Annotated in this window: 22 protein-coding genes and 1 rRNA gene; 1 reads left to right on the top strand and 22 read right to left on the bottom strand. The window is 41.3% G+C overall.

The window, feature by feature from the left end; genetic code table 11:
- Window positions 1–4: 4 nt before the first annotated feature.
- The 10 genes from purR to metG all read right to left on the bottom strand — a co-directional run bounded on the left by purR (window position 5) and on the right by metG (window position 10,082).
- A complete protein-coding gene (gene purR, locus ACQKL0_RS18945; RefSeq protein WP_402875902.1) occupies window positions 5–829 on the bottom strand; it encodes a pur operon repressor in 825 nt (274 codons plus the stop codon).
- Window positions 830–891: 62 nt separating this feature from the next.
- On the bottom strand, window positions 892–1,761 hold the full coding sequence (gene ispE / locus ACQKL0_RS18940) for a 4-(cytidine 5'-diphospho)-2-C-methyl-D-erythritol kinase (protein ID WP_402875900.1): 870 nt from the start codon (window positions 1,759–1,761) through the stop codon (window positions 892–894).
- A 325-nt stretch (window positions 1,762–2,086) separates the two neighbouring features.
- Window positions 2,087–2,263, bottom strand: coding sequence for a small, acid-soluble spore protein, alpha/beta type (locus tag ACQKL0_RS18935; RefSeq protein ID WP_402875898.1), 177 nt, complete (start codon window positions 2,261–2,263; stop codon window positions 2,087–2,089).
- Window positions 2,264–2,411: 148 nt separating this feature from the next.
- Complete coding sequence (veg, locus tag ACQKL0_RS18930; RefSeq protein WP_402875897.1) at window positions 2,412–2,663, bottom strand: biofilm formation stimulator Veg; 252 nt, start codon at window positions 2,661–2,663, stop codon at window positions 2,412–2,414.
- Window positions 2,664–2,971: 308 nt separating this feature from the next.
- Window positions 2,972–3,850 carry a sporulation peptidase YabG gene (gene yabG / locus ACQKL0_RS18925; RefSeq protein WP_402875895.1) on the bottom strand — a complete coding sequence of 293 codons (879 nt, stop codon included), beginning with the start codon at window positions 3,848–3,850 and terminating at the stop codon, window positions 2,972–2,974.
- 200 nt (window positions 3,851–4,050) lie between these two features.
- Complete coding sequence (gene rsmA / locus ACQKL0_RS18920) at window positions 4,051–4,929, bottom strand: 16S rRNA (adenine(1518)-N(6)/adenine(1519)-N(6))-dimethyltransferase RsmA (RefSeq protein ID WP_402875893.1); 879 nt, start codon at window positions 4,927–4,929, stop codon at window positions 4,051–4,053.
- Complete coding sequence (gene rnmV / locus ACQKL0_RS18915) at window positions 4,922–5,485, bottom strand: ribonuclease M5 (RefSeq protein WP_402875892.1); 564 nt, start codon at window positions 5,483–5,485, stop codon at window positions 4,922–4,924. The genes rsmA and rnmV overlap by 8 nt, the downstream gene beginning before the upstream one ends.
- A 237-nt stretch (window positions 5,486–5,722) precedes the next feature.
- Window positions 5,723–6,808: a ubiquitin-like domain-containing protein gene (locus tag ACQKL0_RS18910; protein ID WP_402959599.1), complete on the bottom strand. Its 1,086-nt coding sequence runs from the start codon at window positions 6,806–6,808 to the stop codon at window positions 5,723–5,725.
- 347 nt (window positions 6,809–7,155) lie between these two features.
- Window positions 7,156–7,923, bottom strand: coding sequence for a TatD family hydrolase (locus ACQKL0_RS18905; RefSeq protein WP_407407069.1), 768 nt, complete (start codon window positions 7,921–7,923; stop codon window positions 7,156–7,158).
- 197 nt (window positions 7,924–8,120) lie between these two features.
- A complete protein-coding gene (gene metG / locus ACQKL0_RS18900; RefSeq protein ID WP_402875886.1) occupies window positions 8,121–10,082 on the bottom strand; it encodes a methionine--tRNA ligase in 1,962 nt (653 codons plus the stop codon).
- 615 nt (window positions 10,083–10,697) lie between these two features.
- On the opposite strand from metG, the gene ACQKL0_RS18895 reads away from it, so the two are divergent.
- Complete coding sequence (locus ACQKL0_RS18895; protein ID WP_402875885.1) at window positions 10,698–10,982, top strand: AbrB/MazE/SpoVT family DNA-binding domain-containing protein; 285 nt, start codon at window positions 10,698–10,700, stop codon at window positions 10,980–10,982.
- A 45-nt stretch (window positions 10,983–11,027) separates the two neighbouring features.
- Here ACQKL0_RS18895 and rsmI read toward each other — a convergent pair whose 3' ends face one another.
- The 12 genes from rsmI to rrf form a co-directional block, all read right to left on the bottom strand.
- Complete coding sequence (rsmI, locus tag ACQKL0_RS18890; protein ID WP_427689060.1) at window positions 11,028–11,909, bottom strand: 16S rRNA (cytidine(1402)-2'-O)-methyltransferase; 882 nt, start codon at window positions 11,907–11,909, stop codon at window positions 11,028–11,030.
- Window positions 11,910–11,912: 3 nt separating this feature from the next.
- Window positions 11,913–12,173 carry a GIY-YIG nuclease family protein gene (locus ACQKL0_RS18885; RefSeq protein ID WP_402875881.1) on the bottom strand — a complete coding sequence of 87 codons (261 nt, stop codon included), beginning with the start codon at window positions 12,171–12,173 and terminating at the stop codon, window positions 11,913–11,915.
- The gene (locus ACQKL0_RS18880; protein ID WP_407407072.1) at window positions 12,160–12,903 is read right to left on the bottom strand and encodes a tRNA1(Val) (adenine(37)-N6)-methyltransferase; all 744 of its coding nucleotides are present in this window, start codon (window positions 12,901–12,903) and stop codon (window positions 12,160–12,162) included. Before ACQKL0_RS18880 ends, ACQKL0_RS18885 begins: the two co-directional genes overlap by 14 nt.
- A gap of 176 nt (window positions 12,904–13,079) precedes the next feature.
- Window positions 13,080–13,454, bottom strand: coding sequence for a DNA replication initiation control protein YabA (gene yabA / locus ACQKL0_RS18875; RefSeq protein WP_402875877.1), 375 nt, complete (start codon window positions 13,452–13,454; stop codon window positions 13,080–13,082).
- Window positions 13,455–13,468: 14 nt separating this feature from the next.
- Window positions 13,469–14,299 (bottom strand): PSP1 domain-containing protein, encoded by an 831-nt coding sequence (locus ACQKL0_RS18870; RefSeq protein WP_402875876.1) that lies wholly within the window; start codon window positions 14,297–14,299, stop codon window positions 13,469–13,471.
- Between the two features lies 1 nt (window position 14,300).
- Window positions 14,301–15,299, bottom strand: a complete 999-nt coding sequence (gene holB, locus ACQKL0_RS18865; protein WP_402875874.1) for a DNA polymerase III subunit delta' — start codon at window positions 15,297–15,299, stop codon at window positions 14,301–14,303.
- Between the two features lie 13 nt (window positions 15,300–15,312).
- Window positions 15,313–15,753, bottom strand: coding sequence for a YaaR family protein (locus ACQKL0_RS18860; protein ID WP_402875872.1), 441 nt, complete (start codon window positions 15,751–15,753; stop codon window positions 15,313–15,315).
- Between the two features lie 24 nt (window positions 15,754–15,777).
- A complete protein-coding gene (locus ACQKL0_RS18855) occupies window positions 15,778–16,107 on the bottom strand; it encodes a cyclic-di-AMP receptor (RefSeq protein WP_402875870.1) in 330 nt (109 codons plus the stop codon).
- A gap of 111 nt (window positions 16,108–16,218) precedes the next feature.
- Complete coding sequence (gene tmk / locus ACQKL0_RS18850; protein WP_402991803.1) at window positions 16,219–16,854, bottom strand: dTMP kinase; 636 nt, start codon at window positions 16,852–16,854, stop codon at window positions 16,219–16,221.
- A 39-nt stretch (window positions 16,855–16,893) separates the two neighbouring features.
- Entirely contained in the window at window positions 16,894–18,363 is a 1,470-nt protein-coding gene (locus tag ACQKL0_RS18845) for an aminotransferase class I/II-fold pyridoxal phosphate-dependent enzyme (RefSeq protein WP_427689057.1), read from the bottom strand.
- Window positions 18,364–18,539: 176 nt separating this feature from the next.
- On the bottom strand, window positions 18,540–18,746 hold the full coding sequence (locus ACQKL0_RS18840; protein ID WP_403125368.1) for a sigma factor G inhibitor Gin: 207 nt from the start codon (window positions 18,744–18,746) through the stop codon (window positions 18,540–18,542).
- Window positions 18,747–19,010: 264 nt separating this feature from the next.
- A 5S ribosomal RNA gene (gene rrf / locus ACQKL0_RS18835) occupies window positions 19,011–19,099 on the bottom strand; the annotation flags it as partial.

The following is a 19,099-nucleotide window of genomic DNA, read 5'->3' as shown; positions in this document are numbered from 1 at the left end:
CCCCTTAATCCCTTTTAGTAAAATAGTTTCCACGACTAACGTTTATCTTTTTATCTCTTTCAACAACCTGCGTCAGCTTGATTAATGACACATAATCCTCCACGAGACACTCTTCCGTATGTTCGGACTCTACGAGGACAGCAATCCCGGCAACAGTCGCCTTAAATTCATCCAGAAGGCTTACCATCCCGTTGATTGTCCCTCCTGCCTTCATGAAATCATCCACAATCAGCACATTCGATCCCTCAACCAAGCTTCTCTTTGAAAGGACCATTGTCTGGATTCTTTTAGACGAGCCAGAGACATAGTTGATACTAACGGTAGAGCCTTCTGTCACCTTATTATTCCTTCTTACTATGACGACGGGAACATTCAAATAGTTCGCCACCGCGTATGCTAATGATATTCCTTTAGTAGCCATCGTCATTATAACCGAGACATTTTTCTTGGCATACATGGAAGCGATGATCCGGCCGACCTTATTCACAGTTTGCGGGTGACCTAAGATATCGGTCATATATAGATAGCCGCCCGGTAATAGTCTTTCAGGACTAGCGATTGTTTCGCAAAGCTCATCTATAAAGGTATCAGCTTCCTCCCGTTTAATGGAAACGATATACTTTACGCCACCCGCGGCACCCGGTACGGTCGTCAAAGAACCTATTCCTCTTTGCTCAAAGGTATCCTTGATGATCGTCAAATCCTCACTTATTGAAGACTTGGCAGAACTGTACCTCTCAGCAAAATAGGTCAGTGAAACGAGTTCCCCTGGATGTTCTAATAAATAATTGGTCATATCGACTAGCCTCTCGCTGCGACGAAATTTCATTTGTAACACACCCTCTGTCATTTCCGAATATTATAATGCAACTATACCATCATTGTCCGCATTTATTCAAGGTCGCTACGGTCACCTAACATGCGGACAGCATAGACTTGATCACAAAATCCTCGTAGTCCGTTATAGATCCTTTGCATACGGGAGTCATGTTCCACTAGTCCAAAGACTGTCGGTCCGCTTCCACTCATCAAGACAGCATCTGCGCCGAACGTCTTCATTTGGTCTTTAATGTTGGCCACCTCTGGATACAATTGCAATGTAACCTGCTCCAGTACATTTCCCAGACCGTCGCATACACGTTCATAACTATTATCCCTTATGGCCGAAATCATACCGGGAATATCAGGATGATCCATTTTGGCAACCTGCAATCGTTTATATATATCAGCGGTAGATACGCCAATAGTCGGTTTGGCTAAAATAACCCAGCATTTGGGCGGTGTAGGAAGATGCATGATTTTTTCCCCACGTCCTGTAGCCAAAGCCGTCCCTCCATACACACAAAACGAAACATCAGAACCGATTTCTGCCCCTATTTCAGCAAGTTCATCCATGGAAAGTCCTAACTTCCACAGTCTATTTAATCCTCTTAATGTAGCAGCGGCATCACTGCTTCCACCTGCAAGTCCGGCTGCTACAGGAATATTTTTCTCTATTGTAATAGAAACACCTTTATTAATTCCATAACGTTCCTTTAAAATGAATGCAGCTTGATACGCCAAGTTCCGATGATCATCCGGAACGAATCGATTATGAGATAGAATTTGAATGTGGTTCCCTTTTATTTCTTTTAGCTCTATTCTATCGGCAAGATCGACTGTCGTCATGATCATCTCCACCTCGTGATACCCATCAGGCCGTTTGAAAAGCACATCCAAAGCTAAATTAATTTTAGCCGGGGCTTTTTCCATAAGCTTCAATATGTCCACCTACTTTAACGTTCTTAAAAGTTCTTGTCCTATTCTATCATATTTGTTTCTATTCTAAAGGTTTTTTCATCGTATTTACAATGTATTGAAGTGGAGAATACCTTAGAGGGGAGAAAAGGACTGCGGGGAGAGGGGGCCGTTGCTCCTTCTTGAAGGACTTGCCATGCAACTTAGTGCCCGTTATTCGCTTATGTTTCTTTATAATAAAAGGCCAGACTCCTGTATCTACAATGTAAGCATAAAAGGATATCGCTATACATTGAAGAAAGAGCCTGGCCCATTTCGTAAGGACAGCATGATTCATTTTAGTGAGATTCTATTCTTTATCCACCATTTGACGTTGTGCTTTTTCGATTGCAAGTTTTACCATGTTTCCTGCGTCGCGGGCTCGGATTCCGCCCCAACCCTCTTTTTGGACAACATCGTAAAATCCAAGTTCTTTTGCCAATTCCTCTTTAAAGTCCTCGGACATAATCCCTTTTTTTCTACTCAAGCGAAACAACCCCTTTCACATGCTGTCACATGCCTATTGTTTGTTACATACGCTATTTCATGCTTACTTATTCCACCCTGAACTGGTCACACCTGGATTTTGGACAAATCAAAAAGTAGCAAACATATTGTCTGCTACTTCCTCTAAGTTAAATCTCTTGTTGTTTGTTTAAAAAGGTTAGTTCCACGGCTTCCGTTAATACATCCGCATAGCTGTAAGATACTCTTTCAAACGCATTTTCATCTTGGTCGAGTTCAATTACAAAAACAGCCGGATAAGTTTCCGCCAAAATTCCAAAACGTTCTACAGTCTTTCTTCTTCCACCGTTTGCTTTCAAAAGCAATCTTTTACCTAGGTTTGAATCAAGTGCAGTTTTAATATCAGCTAGAGTTTTTGGCATTTTCGGTCCACCTCACTAATTATAGTATATCACAAATTGTTAATATACACAAACAAAATAATAAATTATATCAGCAGTTAAAAATGTAGTCAATATATTTTTAACTTAATTCCGCAAAAATCGTTAACATTTTTATTATCTCCTAGTAATTGAAAATATATGTAAGCGAACTATTCATTATCAAAAAGGAAAAATTTTCGCTACTGAGTCCTCTGCTCCCTTTTTCGATTAAAAAAATCCTGTCAGAATTATTGATATCCGAAATTTCAAGCAATAAATTAAGCTGCATTCTTTCAAAATGCAGCTCATCATTCTTCCTGGAAAGGTTTAAAGGGGAGTCCTGTTCGAAGCATGCCTTTTGTTTCAATCCCGCCCAATCCTTTTTCGCCTGTTAACGTATTGCGAAGAACATCCCAAACATGAAGATTCTCCATATAGGCCGTGAAACTTACCTTACCGACAATATATACGGGATCAAGCGCATGAATATTCACGCGCGAAGGGGAACTTGCATAATTAGCCCCTGCTTGGATGATCGATTCAAAGTGGGATTGACAAGCACCAGCGAATATAACTAGTTGATCTAGATGTGATACCTTCTTTCTCGCCTCACGGACGGTTTGCACGAAATCCTTGGAGTGGCGATAGGCGTTGATATCGGACATCGGTCCATTTGATTTAGAATAGGCGTCATGACCCGTGACGACAAGGATATCTGGACGGTAATGGTCCAGTAGGCTGCCAATTCTCTGGGGCATTTCTTTTTCGTTACAATAGACGCCATTCACCGGTATGCCGAATTTCTGGTAAAGGTCCAGGCATTTTCGAAGATAGGAAGCATCCCCGTCTACATGTAGCACTCTGCCTGGTATTTGAAAGTATTCTCCGCTATAGCGGTACCCATTACTTGATTGATATCCGCTTTTTTGCTGCTGAAGCTCTAAATCTTGCGTTAATAGGCGGTAGGATTGTTCTTGGAGTGCTTCATTGGACTTTTGACGGACACTTCGCTCATTATCGTTTATGATCATCAAATCCTGAAAAGGTGCATCTGCGATTAGCCGAATATCTTCCCCGTAAAGAACGGCTTCACGTTTGCCGTAATTATCACGGATATCAATTACCCGAAATAGTACGTCGCATTTATAAGAGAGCCGACCGACAATATCATTTATCTGAACATTCATTGCTCCACCCCATGAGAAGACTTATTTTAAAGCCCACCCTAGATTGTTTTCTTTCTTAAGTTATGCTAACGCCCCACGAATGGTGAAAGTGAAAATTGGGGTATATCATATGCGGGAATCGGTTCACTACCCGCTCTAATCCAAAAAAAAAGCCGGATGAGGGAGAATAGAACCCCTTTCCGACGTTAGATTGGTAATGGTTATTTAAAATTCGGCAGTAATGCATCACTCAAGCGTCCAAATTCCTCAATGCTCAATGTTTCCCCTCGCCTAGTCGGGTCGACTTCTACGGCCTTAAGAGCAGCAAGAATCAATTCCTTTTTCGCTTTTCCTTCCGGCAACTGACTTGTTAAGTTATTTAATATCGTTTTTCGGCGCTGTGCAAAGCTCGCCCGGGTCACGACGAACAAAAAGTCCTCATCTTGTACTTCGACAATCGGTGTAACCCGTCTTGTGAGGCGAATAACAGCCGAATCGACATTCGGTTGCGGCATGAACACCGTTTTTGGAACGATCATAACCGTCTCTGCTTCCGTATAATATTGAATGGCAATCGATAAAGAACCATATTCCTTCGTGCCTGGCTTAGCTGCGATTCGATCGGCGACTTCCTTTTGCAACATACATACGATGCCTCTAATCGGTAAGTCCTCTGACAAAAGCTTCAAAATGATGGGAGTAGTAACATAGTAAGGAAGGTTGGCTACGACCATTATATCCTTGATATCCTTGAACTCTTCCTCGATGGCCTGCTTGACATCCGCTTTCAAGACATCCCCATGGATGATTTTCACATTGTCGTATGGAGACAGTGTATCGGCTAGTATCGGAAGTAAGCGCTGATCTATCTCAAAGGCTGTGACCTTTTTGCTGCTTTTCGCTAATTGTTCAGTCAGCGCCCCTATACCTGGCCCAATTTCAATCGCTCCACTTTCCTCTGTCAACTCCGCATGCTCGACAATCCGCTTCAGGATATTCGTATCGATTAGGAAATTTTGCCCTAGGCTCTTTTTAAACGAAAATCCGTACTTCTTTAGGATGTCTTTCGTTCTGACAGGGGTTGCTATATCTTTATTCATGATTTTCCTCCTGATTTATCTGTACAATCGCTTCGCTAAAAGCCTCAGTTGATATTTGAAACATTTTTAATCGCTTGTATAATTGCTTACCATTTGTAAAACCGATCTTTAAGATGGAACCAAGTCTTTCTCTTCGCTCTCTAGCTCCCGCACCACCGATTAAACCTGCATCTATTAAATCCTGCTGGGATATTTCCTCTTGGGCTTCCTCATCCATGAGTTGTGCGTCTTTCAAGGCATTACGAATCGCTTCAGGTGAAGCGTGCTCCACGCCTATTCCCCTGCCTGACTTAGGCAACGCCTCTTTCTTCGTTAAAAAGGCATGTTTACAGCCCTTTACTTGTTCTGAAATGATATTTCTGATTTTTTGTCCTGGAAAATCCGGATCCGTAAAAATGATAACACCACGTGTGACTTGTGCCAACCTTACCTGATCTATACAGGATTGATTCACGGCAGAACCGTTCGTTTCTATGGTATCCGCATTGACCGCCCTTTTTATCGCTACTGTATCATCTTTACCTTCAACAACAATGATTTCTTTAATCTTTTTCATGTTTTCCTCCATACAGAAAAGCGTAAGACTTACTATGTAAACAGACCTTGCCACGACTTTTCCATCGGGATGGCTTCTCACGCCATCACTCGATTCACTTTTAGTTTACACTGAAATTTTATGACTTATTGAATCGTCTCTTTTATTAAAGCAGGTTTATACTGTTGGTTTCAACAAATGGTAAAATAAAACGTCAAAAAAGCAGGAGACAATTTATCTCCTGCGAGAGAAAACTTATTAATCCAGTACTCGGATTTTCACTTTCTTTACACCCCAACGATAAGCGTCGTTTTTCGATGAAAAGAATACATCTATTCTGTTTCCCTTAATCGCTCCGCCCTTATCGGCAGCAGTAGCATAGCCATAACCCTCGACATAGACCTTCGAGCCCATGGGAATCACGCTTGGATCGACTGCTATGATTTTGGCATTAGGATTACTTTTCAGATCCACTCCTGTTGAAGTAACACCTGAACAGCCGTGGCAACTTGCTGTATAGGCCGTTGATGAGACGTAAATTTCTTTTCCGCTGGTAGAATTCACATTCGTTGCTCTCGGTGATTCTTGGGTTTCAAGCTTCTTAGTTCCGACCGCTACGACCTTATCCTGCTTTTTATTCACAACTTTTTCAGAAAGCAATTTCCTTTTGACTTCTTTTCCATTTTCTTTGATCACTTCGTATTCCTTGGAAGTGATACCCTTTTTTCCTTCTTTTTCGATCTTTTCTTTCCCTTTTAATAAAGAATCATCATTTTTAGTAATGACAGCATAATCGACAGGTTCTTCCACTACATCGGTGACTTTTTCAATTCGAATAACGTTTACCGTATTCTTTGCTTCAACTTTTTCCACTAATCCTGGTTCAACTCGATCTAAATCATTGAGTTTGACACCTTGTTGCTTTAAAAAGTCAGCGACCGTAGTCGAAGTTGACCAAACCTGCTTTTCTTTTCCACCTACCACCAAGTTCAGTGAAAAGGCTCTATCGATGCTAACTTCCATATCTGCTTTAAGCTTCGTGTCTTTTGAAGGAGTAACTTTATCCTTCTCATCTACTCCGAGCTCCTGCTCCTTGATAAATTCCTCTACGGTATCGGCGGTTGACCAGACTTCCTCTTGCTCACCATCTTGTACCATGACAATTTTTCGAGCCTGCTTGTACACTACCTCTAGATCATCAGCTACTTCACTGTCAACAGAAGGATGTACATAATCTGCGGCTTGAACCGTAATCTCTAAATCTTTTAACATATCATTTACAGTAGCCGCGTGTGTCCGCACTACCTCTTTTTTCCCGTCAAGCATGATTGTGACTGTATGCATTGTTCCTTTATGGATCAGTATTCCCAGCGCCGTAGTGACGAGAATTGCCGTGCATATCGCAACCGCTATTCGCTTCTTACCTACAAGTCTGGAAATAAGGTTTTTCATAGTTTTTGATAGAATGAAAAACTCCTCCTTCCTCCCGGTGATTATATAGACATACTTATCGAGCTGTCAACCCATCCACTTCTCATTTAGGAAATTATTACCTATTATGCATATTCCTCATAGAAAAGGAAAGGGTGACTTCTCGACATAAAACACCTATGTTGGGAGAGAGATTTGTAGAAACTTCAAAAAATGCTTTCTAAATAGCAAATCCCGGGAGAACGTGACCCAAAATGATGTCAATTAATGCCGAATAATTTCTTGGCATTACTCGTTGTCGCCTGGGATACTTCTTCCACGGAAAGTTGCTTGATGTCTGCAATTTGCTCGGCGACGAGTTTCACATAGGATGGTTCATTACGCTTTCCTCTAAAGGGATGGGGTGCTAGGTAAGGACAATCCGTCTCAATTAATAGACGATCCAATGGCACAGCTGCTGCTACTTCTTTTGGTTTCTTCGCATTCTTGAAGGTAACGGGGCCCCCCAATGAAATATAAAAGTTCATATCGATACATTCCAAAGCTGTTTCGGCACTACCACTAAAGCAATGCATGATGCCTCCCACTTCTGAAGCACCTTCTTCCTTTAGTATGCTCACGATATCTGCGGTTGCTTCACGATTATGAATGATGATAGGCAACTTTACCTTTTTTGCTAGGCGTATTTGTTTTCTGAAAACTTCCTTTTGAATTTCCTTCGGCGATTTGTCCCAATGATAGTCAAGGCCCATTTCCCCTATAGCAACTACCTTAGGATGTGCGGAGAGTTCTTCAATCCACTGGAGATCTTCTTCCGTCATATCTATTGCATCAACAGGATGCCAACCGATTGCCGCAAACATAAAATCATATATTTCCACTAGTTCCATTGCTCTAGTGATGGTAGGGCGGTCAAAGCCGACGACAACCATGTTTTTTACGCCCGCATCCTGCGCTCTTTCTATGACTTCTTCAAGATCTTCATTGAATTGCTCTGCATTTACATGTACATGTGTATCGAAAAGCATGTTTATTCTTCCTTTCTAGCACTATTTTATTTCGTAATGAGAGTTTTATGTTTCTCAATTAGGTAACAAAAAGATTACATAGTCCCTCCCTGAAGGCAGGGACTAAAGAATGGTCTCAGTAGATGCCTGCTGCACTGGGGCATATAAATAAAAAACATAAAAGTGTTTCATATGAAACACTTTTATGTTTTTTTGAGTTATTTCACTTTCGATCCATTAGGAATGGAAGCATCTATTGTAGCAACAGATAGGACGCCATCTTGGCTGCCAGCCAAAATCATTCCTTGAGAAAGCTCCCCACGTAATTTCACTGGTTTAAGATTGGTCACGCATATCACTTTTTTCCCTACTAATTCTTCTGGTTTGTAGTGCTGAGCAATCCCGGATACGACCTGCCGCTTCTCGTACCCAAGATCCAACTGTAGCTTAAGCAGTTTGTCGGCTTTTTTTACGGGCTCGACTTCCATTACCTGCGCTACACGCAACTCAACCTTTGTGAAATCATCGATTGTGATTTCATCAACTTCCGGAATTTCGACTTCTTCCTTTTCTTCCTCTTTGGACGTGCCACCCTGCATTTGTTCTTTAATATATTGAACTTCCTCTTCCATATCTAAACGCGGGAAGATAGGGTCCCCTTTTAACACTCTTGTATCGGAAGGAATTAATCCAAACTCGCTGAGACTATCCCATGTCTTCAAGTTCTCATCCTGAATGCCTAGCTGAGTAAAGACTTTTTCCGGTGCCTGCGTTAAAAATGGTTTCAATAGGACGGCTGTCCGGCGTAAAGATTCAGCCAAATGGACCATAACACTTGCAAGTTCCCCTTTTTTGGCTTCATCTTTAGCCAACATCCACGGTTGGGTTTCATCGATGAACTTATTGGTCCTGCTCACAAGCTGCCAAATGGACGTAAGGGCAACGGAGAATTCCATTTTTTCCATGGCTTCTTCATATTTATGTACCGTATCTTGATTCATTTCAAGCAAGTTTGTTTCAAATTCGCCATTCGACCCTTGATAGTTTGGAATCACACCGTCGAAATACTTATTGACCATGGCTACGGTTCTGTTCAATAAATTACCTAGATCATTCGCTAAGTCAAAGTTAACCCGTTCTACAAATCCCTCTGGAGTAAATACCCCGTCAGAACCGAATGGGACTTCACGAAGAAGGTAATAACGTAAGGAATCCAAACCGTATCGATCAATCAATGTAACCGGATCGACCACGTTCCCTTTTGACTTCGACATTTTGCCGTCTTTCATAAGCAACCAGCCGTGGGCAAATACCTTTTTCGGAAGCGGCATATCGAGAGCCATTAACATGATCGGCCAGTATATGGTATGGAAACGAACGATTTCCTTCCCTACTAGGTGAACGTCCGCCGGCCAGTAATTCCTGTATTTAGAATCATCATCCGTCCCATACCCTAAAGCTGTAATATAGTTAGTCAACGCATCAATCCAGACATAAATGACATGCTTCGGATCTCCCGGTACTTTAATTCCCCAGTCAAAAGTTGTACGAGAAACGGCCAAATCTTCTAATCCCGGTTTGATAAAGTTATTGATCATTTCATTTTTTCTTGATTCAGGCTGGATGAACTCAGGGTTTTCCTCATAGAACTTCAATAAACGGTCAGCATACTTACTCATCTTGAAGAAATATGACTCTTCCTTAACCTTCTCGACTGGTCGGCCACAATCTGGACATTTCCCATTACCTTCTTCGACTTGGCGTTCCGTAAAGAAAGATTCACATGGTGTACAATATAATCCTTCATATTGATCCAAGTATATGTCGCCCTGATCCAGCAGCTTCTTGAATATTTTTGCCACAACCTCTTTATGGCGGTCTTCTGTCGTCCTTATGAAGTCATCATAAGATATATCAAGCTTATTCCAAAGCTCTTTTATTCCAGACACGATATTGTCCACATACTGTTTAGGTGTGATGCCCTGTTCAGCTGCTTTGCGCTGGATTTTCTGACCATGTTCATCCGTTCCCGTTAAGTACATAACGTCAAAGCCACGCATCCTTTTGTAACGAGCCATGGCATCTCCTGCCACCGTCGTATACGCATGCCCTATATGTAAATTACCACTTGGATAATATATGGGTGTTGTAATATAAAATGTATTTGATTTTTCCTGCATTTTATTGCCTCCTCATCATTTGCAAAACTGGCTAAGGACTTGCCCCTGCCAATTAGAGCACAGTAAAACTATTATCTCTATTTTAACCCTATCTGTCATTCTATGCGACAAGAATCAACAATCATTTCATCCTGAAATTCGAATGAAAGGCAAAGAATTTCTAATCAGTGCTTAATGCTTGCAAGGTTGTCTTCACCCTATTTTCAGCATTACCTCTTACCTCAACAAAATATACCTTACTATTCATATTTTGCGCAACATCTCCCATTCTATTTGGACGTTTTACAGGAATATTATCCTATATTCCGTATTTTTGATTTGAAACTAAAATAACATTACTCTTATAATAGGGAAGAGATAGAGCTCCATTATCATAGTTTGTCGAATCTTGGTGAAGTAAATGGTTCCGCAGACAAGCTAGGACTAAGGCTTTTTCGCTTTATTACTTTTCGTATCCTTTATAAAAAGCGATAATGAGCTCTTACAGAAAAATGAAAATAAATCATTGACGAATATGGGAATGGCTGGTATTATAAATTTATAAAAAAAATTGTCGAATAATGACGAAAAAAATAGAAAAAGGTACTAAATTGTATTTTGAGAGGGGAATTTTCAATGAAATCTACAGGAATCGTTCGTAAAGTTGATGAGTTAGGCCGGGTAGTTATTCCAATCGAGCTTCGCCGTACATTAGGCATCGCTGAGAAAGATGCTTTAGAAATCTATGTGGATGATGAGCGCATTATCTTAAAAAAATATAAACCTAACATGACTTGTCAAGTAACTGGTGAAGTTTCTGATAACAATCTTACACTTGCTAATGGTAAGTTAATTCTTAGCCGTGAAGGTGCAGAAATGTTAATTAAAGAAATTCAACAAAACTTTGCAACTTCTAACTAATATAGATAAAAAACTTCCGAATATCGGAAGTTTTTTTTTGTCCATTTAGTTGGCATCTATATGAAATGCCTGGTATACGTCGCGTTTTTGCATATTTCGATCTTTTGCAACTTGCTTTATGGCATCCTTTGAAGGCATTTTCTTCGTTTCGATATAATAGTTGACATGCCCAACAATGTCGAAAGCTGACCACCATGCTTCTTCTGTGTCTTCTTCCTGTTCTTGAGCACCCTCTATTATCAAACAGAACTCACCGCGCACCTCATTTTCAGCCGCCCAATTCATTGCCTCACTTAATGTACCGCGAATAAACTCTTCAAACTTCTTGGTTAATTCACGACATAGGACTATTTGTCGGTCTCCTAGGATTTCATGCATATGTTTCAAGGTTTCCTTTAAGCGGTGAGGCGATTCATATACAATCCAAGTAGCTTCCATTTTTTTTAACTTTTCCAACTCTTGTTTCTTTTCTTTTGCTCCCCGCTTTAGGAAACCATAGAAATAAAAGGGTTGAGGGGAAAGCCCTGAGGCAATCAACGCCGTTAATGCCGCATTGGCTCCTGGCAAGGGGATAACCTTAAACTGTTCAGCAATTGCCTCCCTCACAAGTTCATAGCCTGGATCGGAAATCGTTGGTAAACCGGCATCACTGACGAGAGCGATCACTTGGCCTGAACGAAGTCGCTCAAGCATCTGCCGTCCGCTGTTTTCCTTATTATGCTCATGATAACTGACGATAGGTGTAGAAATCTCAAAGTAATTACATAGTTTTTTTGTATTTCGCGTATCCTCGGCAGCTATGACATCTGCTTCCTTTAAAATCCTAAGAGCGCGGAAACTCATATCTTCAAGATTGCCTATAGGAGTAGGGACTAGATATAAAGCCGGTTCCAACCCCTCTTTTTCAAAACTCTTTTGCTGCCACATAGATTATGTCTCCTCCTTTGCCATCCACTTTTCTTTTTGTTTTCTGGTTAGTTGCTTGAACTGGTATTCTGCCTTCATGGCCAAAGTCTGGTTTTCAAACGTTTCATGATAAATCAGTTCCACAGGGGTCCGTCCACGCGTATATTTAGCGCCTTTCCCCTGATTATGCATATTGATCCTTCGTTCTAAATTATTGGTGTATCCCGCGTAATAACTATCATCGCTGCATTTTAAGACGTAGAAATAGTGCCTATTCGTCTCCATATAAAATCCTTCTGATTTCAGGATTATATTCATTCTGTTCATTGTACACAACGAGTGGAGGTAGGATTTTTAAATCCGGGTTTCCGTCTTTAATTCCTTCAATGAGAATCGTATTGGCCTCTTTTGTACTTTTTGGATAAACGAATTGCAACCTCTTCGGTTCAATCCGATACTCCCTCATCAGTCGTAGGATATCCATCAAACGACCAGGTCTATGGACGAATGCCGCTTTTCCACCCTGACGAAGTAACTGACTTGAAACACGCATGACGTCTTCCAATGTGCACATGATTTCATGACGGGCAATCGCAAAGTGTTCATTTTTATTGATTTCCTCAATGGACGGAGTCGGGAAGTACGGTGGGTTACACGTTACCACATCATATTTACTGTATCCTATTTGCTTTGGGATTTCTTTTATATCAGCATGGACCATTTCAATCTGCGAGGAAACCCCGTTATACTCCATGGTTCTTTGAGCCATGTCATATAGGCGATCCTGGATTTCGATGCCCGTAATGGACCCTTTAGTCCTTGTGCTTAGCAACAAGGGTATGACGCCATTGCCTGAACAAAGATCCACTAGCCTTCCCTTTTGGATCGGTACGCTTACAAACCTGGATAATAAAACGGCATCTAATGAAAAAGAAAACACCGATGGACTCTGGATGATCCGTAAATCCTCCGCCAACAGGTAATCCAGCCGTTCATCCCCTTTTAGTTCTACCATTGCTATTAACCCTCCTATATATGTAGAAAAAGCAGGATTAAGCCCTTACTTTAACCCTCACTCGTAACAAAAAGGGCCTGACTCATAGTATGCGTCAGACCCCGAATCACTATATATTGTAAACGGTCTATCTATCACGTAAAAGAGATGGAACATTCTTTTATATTATTCCATTTTCACTTCTTGTTTAAAAAAGATAAACAGAACAGGCAATCTCCTTCTTTACGTAAACTGCCAAAATGCAGATTACAAATATGGAAGCCTTCTTGATAGATACGGGCTAGATTATCATAGCCTTCCCCTATATCCATAACCTTATTCGTACTCTCAGTACGGTTCTTCGTCTTTTGTTTCTCTTTTATAGAAACAGGTTCACTCTCGGCATCCGCAAGGCCCAATCGATGACGCAAGTGCTCATTTTCTAACTTGAGCGATTGATTTCCTTCGAGGATTTCCGCAAGATTCTCCTTCAATTCTCCAAGCTGTTTATATAATTGGCCTATCTGGGCTTCCATATTGGTAACCGACTCAAAAATATCTTTCTTATCCACGCTCTCCCACCACCTTAATAATCTGTGGCTTGAATAGAAACGGCTCCCTCTTTTAGAATCTCATCTAAAGTATACTCTAATACTCTTTCCTGCTCGATTAGTTCAATCTGAAGTACGCGTTCTAGAATATTAAGCCCCACTACCTTGCCTTTGCCACCAGGCGTATCAATCATCTCACCTAAATCAGGAAGCATTTCCTTCGCACTCTCATACTCGTCATTTTCATATTTCAGACAGCACATCAATCGACCACATAATCCTGAGATTTTTGTAGGATTTAGTGATAAATTCTGATCTTTCGCCATTTTAATGGAAACAGGTTCAAAGTCTCCCAGAAATGTCGAGCAACAAAGCATTCTGCCACATGGTCCAATGCCACCAAGCATTTTAGCCTCATCCCTGACTCCAATCTGTCGAAGTTCAATCCTGGTTCTGAATATGGCTGCTAAATCTTTGACTAAATCACGGAAATCCACGCGACCATCCGCAGTAAAGTAAAACACTACCTTATTTCTATCAAAGGTATAGGACACGTCAACGAGCTTCATATCCAGCTTATGCTCATCGACCTTTTGACAACATATATAATAAGCTTCTTCTGCAGCAGACTTGTTTTCCTCAACAATTAGCTTATCTTTCGCATCTGCAACCCGAAGTACTTTTTTCAATGGCAGGACAACATCATTTTCATCTACTTGTTTACGGGCTGTAACAACCTTACCGAATTCAACACCGCGGACAGTCTCCACTATAACAAAATCGTCCTTGGGAATGGCGAATTCGCCCGGATCAAAGTAGTATATTTTGCCCGCTTTTTTAAAACGGACACCTACAACATCATACAAATCATGATCCCTCCTGCAAATTCAGCACAAGCTGTTCCATCAACAGCTGTGGATTTGTGTTGGACATCAACTTCCTTTTCGCTTCCAAAATAAACTCCATATGTTCAGCGAGTCGTCTCGGAGAAAGATGAAGAGCGTGAGTTTCAAATTCCTTCAGTTTATTTTGAAATACAATCAAGTCCTTCTTGTCCAACTGAATATATAATAAATCCTTATAAATAAGAAGTAACAAATCAAGGCCTCTGTCTACCTGTTCTCTATCTTTAAAGTGCGAAAACCAATCCGTCTGAAGGAACAATAAGGCCTTCAGGGAATTCTGTTTTAACACTTCATACAATTTTACCACTATTTTTTGGCCTTGTACAAACCATTCATCATGACTCATGTCAATTCCGTCTACCACATTCTGTGTTAAATGAGCGACGACAGCGGCCATCTGTGGGTCCACGTCCTGTTCCATCAGCTTTCGTTTGACATTCTCCGGTGATAACGGTTTAAACGAGATCAATTGGCACCTCGACAAAATGGTCGGTAGAATGCGCTGAACTTGTTCGGTCATCAGTATGGCTACCGTATCTCCTACAGGTTCTTCTAAAAACTTCAAGAGACTGTTCGCTGCCCCGACTGACATCTTATCCGCATCGGTAATCATGTACACTTTCCGATTGGCTTCCACACTTTTCTTTGAGAATTCCTCTTGAAGACTCTTAATTTGTTCCTTTTTAATGGACAGTCCATCTTTTTCAATCAAATGGATATCCGGATGGTTTCCACTAGAAATTCGTTTGCAATTCTTACACTGTCCGCATGGCTCAAAGCCTTCGACCGGGTTCTCGCATAGTAAGCTTTTTGCAAAAGTTTTGCTTACCTCTTTCTTACCTGTACCTGTATCCCCTTCAAATATATACGCATGAGCCACTCTGTTCTTCGTGATGCTATTTTGCAACATCGTCATAACCTGCGGCTGAATTTGTCTCATTTCCTGCCATGTTTTATCCAACATCATCACTCACTTACGTATATAAATTAATCAGCAGTCCTTTAATTTCGCCTATCATTTCTAATATCTCAAGCGAACTCTTCTCTTTATTTAAAATTTCCTCGCTTAACTCGATCAGTTTCGCATCAATCGTTTCCACGGTCTTCAATGGTCGACTCTGTCCGTATTGATTCCAGCTCGTGGACTGCTTCAGTTCAAGACCATATTCAACAGCTTCGCGCACAAACCGCTTCACTAATGCCTTATATTTGGCTAGTTCCCTAAAGGTCCGGGATCGGACTAGGCGCTGACCTGCCCCTTCAATGTCCCCGATTAAACGATTCAAAGTTTGAACCTGCATCTTCTGGTCCTGTGTTTGAACCAGTTGTTGAAACCTTCCATTACCTGATTGCATTTGTTTATTATCCTGCCGGGCTTTATCCAAATTAATAGGTATGTCATGGTTGATTTTCATAAAGAACCTCCATATATCTAGCCGTTAAAATTGCAGAAAATTTTCAACCGGCAGGACAAATATGGTTGCACCGCCTACTTGAATTTCCACCGGATATGGTACATACGATTCGGCATTGCCACCCATTGGTGAGACCGGGGAGACTAATTGAGAACGCGACTGACAACTCCGCTTGATTATCTCAATCGCCTGATCGACACGTGTATCCTCCGTGCCAATCATAAAGGTTGTATTCCCTGATTTTAAAAACCCACCCGTACTGGCGAGCTTGGTTGTCCTGAAATTATGATCCACTAATTCATTAAGCAGCCGATGGCTATCCTTATCTTGAACGACAGCAATGATCATTTTCATTCTCATCATCCTCCGCTTACTATGAATTTTCACTACCTTACTCCCATTATAACAATTTGTGCTTACATGGAATAGGGTGCAGTTGAATAATATGGAAATCCTAGCGTACCGTTATCTCTTCTTCAAAGCTATCATTAATTGATTCTTCGCTTCTTGGAAAACTTCCTCGATTGATTGATCGGCATCAATGATAACGTAACGATCCTTCCATCTGCTAATGGTTAGCTGATAACCCTCATATACCTTTTCATGAAACTCCAGAGCTTCCAAATCCAGTCGATTCACTTCACGGTCCCCGTTTGACTGTATCCGTCTTAAACCCTCTTCAGGTTTTATATCGAAAAAGAACGTCGCATCAGGCATCATGTCACCAATTGCAAATTTATTAATATTGTATACATCTTCTATATCTAAGCCCCTTGCATAGCCTTGATAGGCCAAAGAGCTATCAATGAATCGGTCACAGAGGACGATGGTCCCCTTTTCTAGTGCAGGGATGACTTTTTCCACCAAATGCTGCCGCCTTGCAGCAGCATATAGTAAAGCCTCCGTTCTTGAATCCATTGCTGTATTGTCTTTATTCAAGATAACTTCTCTTATTTGTTCGGATATCGGGATGCCACCTGGTTCCCGTGTTAGCAAAACTTGATAACCTTCTTGTTGGAGGGCGTTCCCGAGCATGTGAATGATTGTTGTTTTCCCTGCTCCCTCAGGCCCTTCCATTGTTATAAAAATCCCACGATTCATTGGTGTACCTCCAAGGTTCTTTGTTTGTAGTATATCATTTTATCCAACCTGGCTGCCCTCATAAACAATCAGCTTCCCGCTTGAAAGGAAAGAACCTCCATGGAATCTTGAATCCAATGCTAACAGTCTCCCTAAATTATCGATATGCTCTGATGTAATCATTTCCCCGGTCATAATCAAGGGGATGCCAGGAGGATAAGGAATGACCATTTCCGCAGATACCGCACCGATTGCTTTTCCAAACTCAACTTGGACCGTACTTTTTTGTTTCATGACAGAGTATGGATAGGCAAGGCTCGCCATGGCGTTTTTACCGAGTGCACTTTGTGGAACAACTTCTTCATCTTGTTCTCCTGATCTATCTTTCATCGCACTTGATGCTCGTTCGATTTTTTCGATGATTTCCTTAAAAGGAAAATCCTGTTCTTCCTTTACTAAAGGAAGAGTCATCAAAAGATTGTAGGGATCCGCAAGTTCTGGATATAGGTTTTCCCCTTCAAATAACTTCTGTAACTGAAATCCACTTAAGCCTGTCGTGGACTGGATGACGACTTTCAAGGGGTCGGCAGACGTTCCCAATGGTGCCTCCAGTACTCGTATCGCGCCGAGCTTGCCCAACTCCCCTCTGAAGTCTGAAATCCTTTTGATGAGCTGGTTTTGGTCTTCTATTGTAAATGATGCTAGATATCCGCGCGCTAAGTCAAGAGACCCCATGATGGGATAAGAAGGACTGCTCGATTGTAGCATTTGTAAATAGAAAGTCATCTTGTCCAAATCCAACAAATCAGAATGAATATGAAGGTAGGACCCCATCGTCATGGCTGGCAATGTTTTATGGGCTGAGTGTACAACTGCATCGGCTCCCGCCAGTATCGCGGAGTCGGGAAAAAGGCTTCCCAATTGAAAGTGAGCACCATGTGCCTCATCTACCAACACGGGAATACCTCTTTCATGTGCCATTTTTACAAGGCCAGACAATCCTTTTTCAGCAAGTCCATAGTAATTCGGGTTGGTCAATATGACAGCCTTGGCATCCGAATGTACATCCAAGGCCTCACCCAATAGATCTGAACTGATGCCACCCGCTACTTCCCATTCCCGATAAAATATAGGTTGTAAAAAAACAGGCCGTACATTTGCCAACATCAGGCCATGCAAGATGGATTTATGACAATTCCTTTGAACCAGTACCTTGTCTCCCTCCCCACAGGCCGCAAGGATCATGGCTAGGTTACCTACAGTTGTTCCATTGACCAAAAAATAACTCTTCTGGACTCCATATAAGTCAGCAAGTAGTCTCTCAGCTTCCAATATGACACCTTCTGGAGCGTGTAAATCATCCAGGCCACTTATTTCTGTAGCGTCTATTCCAAGTAGGGGCTTATAGAGTGCACGACCTTTTTCATTGAACACTTGACCATTTTTATGGCCCGGGACATGTAATGAAATGGGTCCCTTTTTATATAAATTGCTCATCGCATCGAACAATGGCGTATGTAATTGATTCATTTCCCTCTTCCTTCAACATCATAATGTTCTTCATTTTATCAAATTTGTCCAAGATTATCTTATCTAAAAGGTAAAAGTTCAATCAAGCGGTTCATTTCCCTCCTCATGGAAAAAGAGTTAGAGAATAAAGAAATCGCCATTTCTTTATTCTCTAACTCTACAACTATCTACAACTATTATGAACAAATTTCCGGATTCGTAATTTTCCTTAACTGTTTCAAATAGTACTTATACCTGGGGTCATTCGTATCCGTCCCAATCATATCCCTTTCGCATTCTTCACAGATGAAAGTCGTATATAGGTGTATCCCCATGCCTTTTACTTGTTCACATACCACGCACGATTCCCCTGCTGTTGTTTTGGTTGTTGTTTTCCCCAACATCTCCACCTCCATAGCTGCATTCTCCCCAAAAACCATTGTCCGCATACATAGAATTAAAATAGTTTAAGAGAACTCGGGGCTGCTTTTAATAATGTATGATAATGGCTTACATTAGGTGTATGTCTATATAAAAATTCCCCGTCTCCGAGATTGTTTTCATAAAAAACAATTTCTCATTTGAAGTTCAATGATCAGATTCCATAATGCAACTCGTTCTTTCTGCACACAAAAAAAGGCCAAGCCTAATGGCTGACCTTTGAAATGGCTTGGCGGCGTCCTACTCTCACAGGGGGAAACCCCCAACTACCATCGGCGCTGAAGAGCTTAACTGCCGTGTTCGGAATGGGAACGGG

Source organism: Peribacillus sp. NPDC097264 (assembly GCF_050277925.1).
Classification (GTDB): Bacteria; Bacillota; Bacilli; order Bacillales; family DSM-1321; genus Peribacillus.
This window is presented reverse-complemented; position numbering and strand designations above follow the sequence as displayed.

Excerpts from the sequence above, each read along its gene's own strand:
- purR (WP_402875902.1), bottom strand. The coding sequence starts at position 829 with ATGAAATTTCGTCGCAGCGAGAGGCTAGTCGATATGACCAATTATTTA.
- veg (WP_402875897.1), bottom strand. The coding sequence starts at position 2,663 with ATGCCAAAAACTCTAGCTGATATTAAAACTGCACTTGATTCAAACCTA.
- yabG (WP_402875895.1), bottom strand. The coding sequence starts at position 3,850 with ATGAATGTTCAGATAAATGATATTGTCGGTCGGCTCTCTTATAAATGC.
- rsmA (WP_402875893.1), bottom strand. The coding sequence starts at position 4,929 with ATGAATAAAGATATAGCAACCCCTGTCAGAACGAAAGACATCCTAAAG.
- rnmV (WP_402875892.1), bottom strand. The coding sequence starts at position 5,485 with ATGAAAAAGATTAAAGAAATCATTGTTGTTGAAGGTAAAGATGATACA.
- ACQKL0_RS18910 (WP_402959599.1), bottom strand. The coding sequence starts at position 6,808 with ATGCATACAGTCACAATCATGCTTGACGGGAAAAAAGAGGTAGTGCGG.
- ACQKL0_RS18905 (WP_407407069.1), bottom strand. The coding sequence starts at position 7,923 with ATGCTTTTCGATACACATGTACATGTAAATGCAGAGCAATTCAATGAA.
- metG (WP_402875886.1), bottom strand. The coding sequence starts at position 10,082 with ATGCAGGAAAAATCAAATACATTTTATATTACAACACCCATATATTAT.
- ACQKL0_RS18895 (WP_402875885.1), top strand. The coding sequence starts at position 10,698 with ATGAAATCTACAGGAATCGTTCGTAAAGTTGATGAGTTAGGCCGGGTA.
- rsmI (WP_427689060.1), bottom strand. The coding sequence starts at position 11,909 with ATGTGGCAGCAAAAGAGTTTTGAAAAAGAGGGGTTGGAACCGGCTTTA.
- ACQKL0_RS18885 (WP_402875881.1), bottom strand. The coding sequence starts at position 12,173 with ATGGAGACGAATAGGCACTATTTCTACGTCTTAAAATGCAGCGATGAT.
- ACQKL0_RS18880 (WP_407407072.1), bottom strand. The coding sequence starts at position 12,903 with ATGGTAGAACTAAAAGGGGATGAACGGCTGGATTACCTGTTGGCGGAG.
- ACQKL0_RS18860 (WP_402875872.1), bottom strand. The coding sequence starts at position 15,753 with ATGAAAATCAACCATGACATACCTATTAATTTGGATAAAGCCCGGCAG.
- ACQKL0_RS18855 (WP_402875870.1), bottom strand. The coding sequence starts at position 16,107 with ATGAAAATGATCATTGCTGTCGTTCAAGATAAGGATAGCCATCGGCTG.
- tmk (WP_402991803.1), bottom strand. The coding sequence starts at position 16,854 with ATGAATCGTGGGATTTTTATAACAATGGAAGGGCCTGAGGGAGCAGGG.
- ACQKL0_RS18845 (WP_427689057.1), bottom strand. The coding sequence starts at position 18,363 with ATGAATCAATTACATACGCCATTGTTCGATGCGATGAGCAATTTATAT.
- ACQKL0_RS18840 (WP_403125368.1), bottom strand. The coding sequence starts at position 18,746 with ATGTTGGGGAAAACAACAACCAAAACAACAGCAGGGGAATCGTGCGTG.